Annotated in this window: 5 protein-coding genes; 3 read left to right on the top strand and 2 right to left on the bottom strand. The window is 56.9% G+C overall.

Annotated features, from left to right (window positions below; genetic code table 11):
• The coding region (locus VJR29_03075) for a HEAT repeat domain-containing protein (GenBank protein HKY62378.1) at window positions 1–3,024 on the top strand (3,024 nt) is incomplete at its 5' end.
• Window positions 3,017–3,187 carry a hypothetical protein gene (locus VJR29_03070; protein ID HKY62377.1) on the top strand — a complete coding sequence of 57 codons (171 nt, stop codon included), beginning with the start codon at window positions 3,017–3,019 and terminating at the stop codon, window positions 3,185–3,187. The genes VJR29_03075 and VJR29_03070, both read left to right, overlap by 8 nt.
• Here the strand turns inward: VJR29_03070 and VJR29_03065 are convergent.
• Both VJR29_03065 and VJR29_03060 read right to left on the bottom strand, forming a co-directional pair.
• Window positions 3,163–3,549: a type II toxin-antitoxin system VapC family toxin gene (locus VJR29_03065; protein HKY62376.1), complete on the bottom strand. Its 387-nt coding sequence runs from the start codon at window positions 3,547–3,549 to the stop codon at window positions 3,163–3,165. The genes VJR29_03070 and VJR29_03065 overlap by 25 nt on opposite strands.
• Window positions 3,546–3,785, bottom strand: a complete 240-nt coding sequence (locus VJR29_03060) for a type II toxin-antitoxin system prevent-host-death family antitoxin (GenBank protein ID HKY62375.1) — start codon at window positions 3,783–3,785, stop codon at window positions 3,546–3,548. Before VJR29_03060 ends, VJR29_03065 begins: the two co-directional genes overlap by 4 nt.
• Window positions 3,786–3,980: 195 nt before the next feature.
• Between VJR29_03060 and VJR29_03055 the strand changes: the two genes are divergently transcribed.
• A partial coding sequence (locus VJR29_03055; GenBank protein ID HKY62374.1) for a hypothetical protein occupies window positions 3,981–4,571 on the top strand: 591 nt, incomplete at its 3' end.

Genomic DNA, 4,571 nt, shown 5'->3' with positions numbered 1-4,571 from the left:
GAAAATAGCTCATTTCGTTATCAATCCGTAATCCTTTTGCAGAAACTGGAGGTTACGCAACTCGCCAACCGATTCTGGGAAATTTTAGATCAGGGCGAGGAGGAGGGCCATATTCGGAGCTCGGTCGCGGATGCGTTGATCCAGTGGCGTCAAATCAAGGGCATCGACGAGCTACGTCGCCTTTTGCAGGATCGGGACGTTCTGATCCAATTCAGCGCCATTCTGGCGGCGCGCGACTGGGAAATGAGGGAAGCCATTCCGGATTTGTGGCAGTTAATCAAGCACGGGCATGGGCGGGTGCGCTTTATAACGGCATTGGTGTTGGATCGTTTCGGGGAATTCAAGACGATGGAAGATCTTCAAACCATTCTCCATGTTGAGGAGTGCGCTGATATCGCTTCGAGGGTTCTCGCGAGACTCGGTGGAATCGGAGAAATCGAACATTTTAGAAAATTTTTGAAGCATGAAAAATTCTACGTTCGTCAACAAGCGCTGATCGGTTTCATAAAAATACCCTCCGATGAGATCATCGAGGATTTGAACCGACTGCTAAGCGATGAATATGAGTTCATCCGAGAAACCGCGTCGCGGGAATTGAAAAAGCGCAAGCTGAAAAAAGATCTTGAGGACCTGCAAAGAGCGACCGAGGCGCTGCGTGAAGTCATGGCCAAGCATCGGGACGGAGATGGCGGAGCCATGGGGCTTCTCTTGGGCTCCGGCGCCGGCTTGGCGACCTTGCTCGGCGCCTCCGAGGCCCATGCCGCGGTGGCGGCGGTTTCCGAGATCGGCCAAGGCGGGCTTTCTGGCTTGGGCGTCGGTTTGGCGAGCTTCGCGGTCGGCGGGATTTTTCACTGGCTGGCCAAACGTCTCCAGCGGCTAAAGGGCGGCGAGCCCACTTCGACCGTCGATCGGCAAGTGCAAAGCCTGATGTCACGCTTGGCCAACTGCTTTTCGGAGGAAAAAATCGGCCTGCGCGCTGCCCTCGTCGCCCTCGGCAAAGAAGCGGTGCCGGCGCTGATCGCTTTCTTAAGCCACGAAAATGGGCAGGCCCGTCTCGAAGCGGTCATGGCTCTCAAGGCCATGGAGGCCCGCGAGGCCGCCGATGAAATCGGCAAGCTTCTGAAAGACTCTGACAGCTTCGTTCGAGCCCAGGCCGCCGTGACTTTGGCCGAGTGGGGCCAAATAAAAACGGTCGACGAGGTCCGAGCTCTCTTGGGCGATCCCAGCGACCTGGTGAAGCACATGGGGATCGAAACGGTGGTCAAGTTCGGGATCCGGGAAGCCATTCCCGAATTATGGCGGCTGGCCGAAGCTCCGAAAGAGGTCGCCGGGCAGCTCGCCATCGATGCCTTGGCAAAGATGGGCGAGCTGGAGACGGCTGAGTCTCTTCGGCGCTTGAAGGTCGAGCCGAACACCTGGAGCAGCCACCTTTTCGCCGAGGTCTTGGTCAAGGTCGGTGGTGTCGGGGAGTTGGATCTGTTCCGGCGATTCCTGCAGGACAAGGATCCCGCGGTTCGCCAGACGGTTCTGTGGGGCCTGATCAACATCGATTCGGAAGAGATTCTCGGCGACCTGATTCCGCTCTTGAAGGATAAAAATCCCAATGTCCGGCTCCTCGCCGAAAGGAAAATGAAAATTCTCTGCGGCTTGCCCTCGCCGAAGGCCGACCACAAGCTGAACGCGGTGGCGGCGCCGGCTATCCTGGGCCTCGACATGCTGCTGAACGGCCATCCGACTCCGCTGGGCCTCGCCTTCTCGGCGGCATCCTTGGCGATGGTCGGCGGGATTTTTCACCGGCTGGCGAATTGGCTTCGACAAAAACCGGCCGAAGCTTCCGGGGCCGAAACCGATTCGGAGTCGCCGCCGGATGAAGTCGCCGAAGAGATCCAGGCCTTGGCGGCCCAGATGCTCGAGCAGGCCGATTGGGAGGAAGGAATCCAGCGCTTGGTGAACTACGGGCCCAAGGCCGTGCCGGCGCTTTTGCCTTTCTTGCAGGTTGGAGACCGGCAGATCCGCTGGGAAGTTCTCCGGGCTTTGGCCGCTTTCGACGCCCGCGAAACCGTCGATTCGGTTCGAGCCCTTTTAAAGGACCCCGATGATTACATCCAACTGTGGGCGGCGATGCTGCTGGAGGATTGGGGTGAATTCAAGTCGGTTGAAGATATCCGGGCTTTGTTGAACCACCCCAATGATTCCTTGAAAAGCCTGGGGGTCGAGGTGGCGGCGAAAGGCAAGGTTCAGGAGGCTTTTCCCGAGCTGTGGGAAGTAGCCCTGAACCTGGGCACGCTGTCTAGCATGACGGCCATCGGAGCCCTGGAAAGGCTGGGCGAGCTAAAAAACTTCAACCAGATTCGGCGACTGAAAGTCGAGCCCAACACTTTGCGGAGCCCGATCCTCGTGAAGGCCTTGGCCCAAGACGGCGGCATCGAGGAGCTCGACCTATTCCGACGTTTCTTGACCGAGAAGAATTCGGAGCTTCGCGAAGCCCTGGTCCAAGCCTTGGTCAAGTTCGAATCGGAGGAAATCCTCCCTGACCTGATCGCTTTGTTGCGCGATCCCCATCCCCAAATCCGCTCGATGGCGACGACTCGGATCCGAGAGCTGAGCGGCGTTCCCAGCTCCAAGCCCGATCCTAACCTGAACGCCGTCGCGGCGCCGGCGCTCTTGGGCCTCGACTTGCTGCTGCAGGGCCAACCGAGCTTGGTTGCCACGATCGGTGTCGGAATCGCGAGCGCTTTGTTGCTGGCCGGCGCGGGCGGACCTTATCGAAAGAAAGTGGAAGGCGCCAAATCGGAACCGATTCCTCTCCGAGACTTGCCCTTGTCACCGCGGGATGTTGATTCCATCCTGAAATTTTTGGACGATTTTCACCGTAGCCCCCGAACTCCCCCTTCCGCCGAGCTCCGCGACGCCGAGGCGGCGGGGCTTGCTGGCCTTGGGCCATGCGGCAGTCTCGGAAGTCATTCAATGGCCCGGCCGGATTTACCGTGGTCTGCGCGATTGGGGCGAAGAGGCGGTGGCTAGGATTGGATTGCGGGATCGGGTCCGAATCGACACCAAGTCGCCGCCGATCGAGGGCGAGTTCGAGGAAGCCGCCGAGGCCGAGCGGGAAGCCGAAGCCGAGCTCCCCGAAGAGGCGAAGAATAGGCAATTGCCGGAGTCTCACCAAACGACTCGCGCGCGATAGCCCTCAAAGACGGAATCCAGAGTGACAATGGGCATGTTTTCGAGAATTGATTGGGCGATCAGCATACGGTCGAAGAGATCGCGATGCGGTCCCGGCAGGGATCCGGCGGTTTGGGCGTGTTCGAACGAAATTTCCAGGATCGAAAAATCCGTTTTCCCCACGTAAAATGATAGGTGTTCCGCTACCTCCTCCATCCCCTTCATTTTACCCAAGCGGTGTTTGGTCGCGATTTCCCATGCGGAGGCGCTGCTGACGAATATCTCGTTTCGCCGGTCCGCAATGACCCGGCGTGCCTTGACCGAAAGCTGGGGGTCGTTCACGAGCCACCAAAGCAGGGCGTGGGTATCCAAAAGGAATTTCATGATTCCCAGGCCTTGAGCTCATCCGGGGGCAAGGGCTCAAAGAAGGCCTCCGGCAGAGTTCCTTTTGCAAGTCCAGGCTCGCGGGGAGACGGTTTTTTGAAGGGCACGAGACGGGCGATCGGGCGACCCGCCGAGGCGATGACCACCTCTTTTCCTTTGGAAACCTTTTCCAAGAGGCGGGAAAGGTTTGTCTTCGCCTCATGAGTATTGACGACAGTTTGATCAGATTTTTTCATATGGACTAACCTAGGTTAGCTAATCACCATTGCTTTGTCAATCGCAGGTGGGAAATGGAAAGGAAACGAGTATTTTTAGCTCTCAAATTGCGAACTATTATCCTCTCCATGAATTATAAGTTTTTGATTTTATTATAAAAATTATAAAATAATCCTGGCCTTTGCCTTGCACTAGATCTCCCCTTGGAGAGGTATATGTCCGAGGGGAAGACCTACAATCGGCCGCGGTTCGACGGGGTGAGTTTCTATCTTCCGCCGGAAGGGGAGAAGGACATCTTCTCGCTCGCCGGCGGGACCGATGCGAACGGGATCTCGAGCGAACATCGGCGGTATCGGGACGAGCTGAAGAAGCTCTTGGGGCCGATGGTGCCGGCGCTTTTGCGTGATGGCTGCGGGGCTTTGGATGTTAGCAAGCTCAAGGTTCAGGATTTTGCGGAATTCAAAGAGTTCCTGCAGCGCCAAGCCGAGCTGAACGATGGGAAGTCTTTTCAAAATCCCTACCGAGATCTGCTCGAAGACGAAAAATTCGAGCCTCTGCTTAAATTACTCTACCAAGAGATCGATTCTGATTTTTACACCGTGATCTCGGTCACCGAGACCGAATCCCTCTTTAAAGAATTCCAAGCCCAGTTGATCGAGATCGACGCCGACGTCTTCGTTCGGAACCAATACAACTCCAAGGAAGGCCGGGAAAATATCCGCCATGTCTTGGGCGACGTCTCAGCCTTCACCAAGGACCAACGAAGCGATGTCTTGAAGTCGGTGGCCAAAGCCGCTGAGGAGGAA

This window comes from bacterium (assembly GCA_035281585.1).
Taxonomy (GTDB): Bacteria; UBA10199; UBA10199; order DSSB01; family DSSB01; genus DATEDP01.
This window is presented reverse-complemented; position numbering and strand designations above follow the sequence as displayed.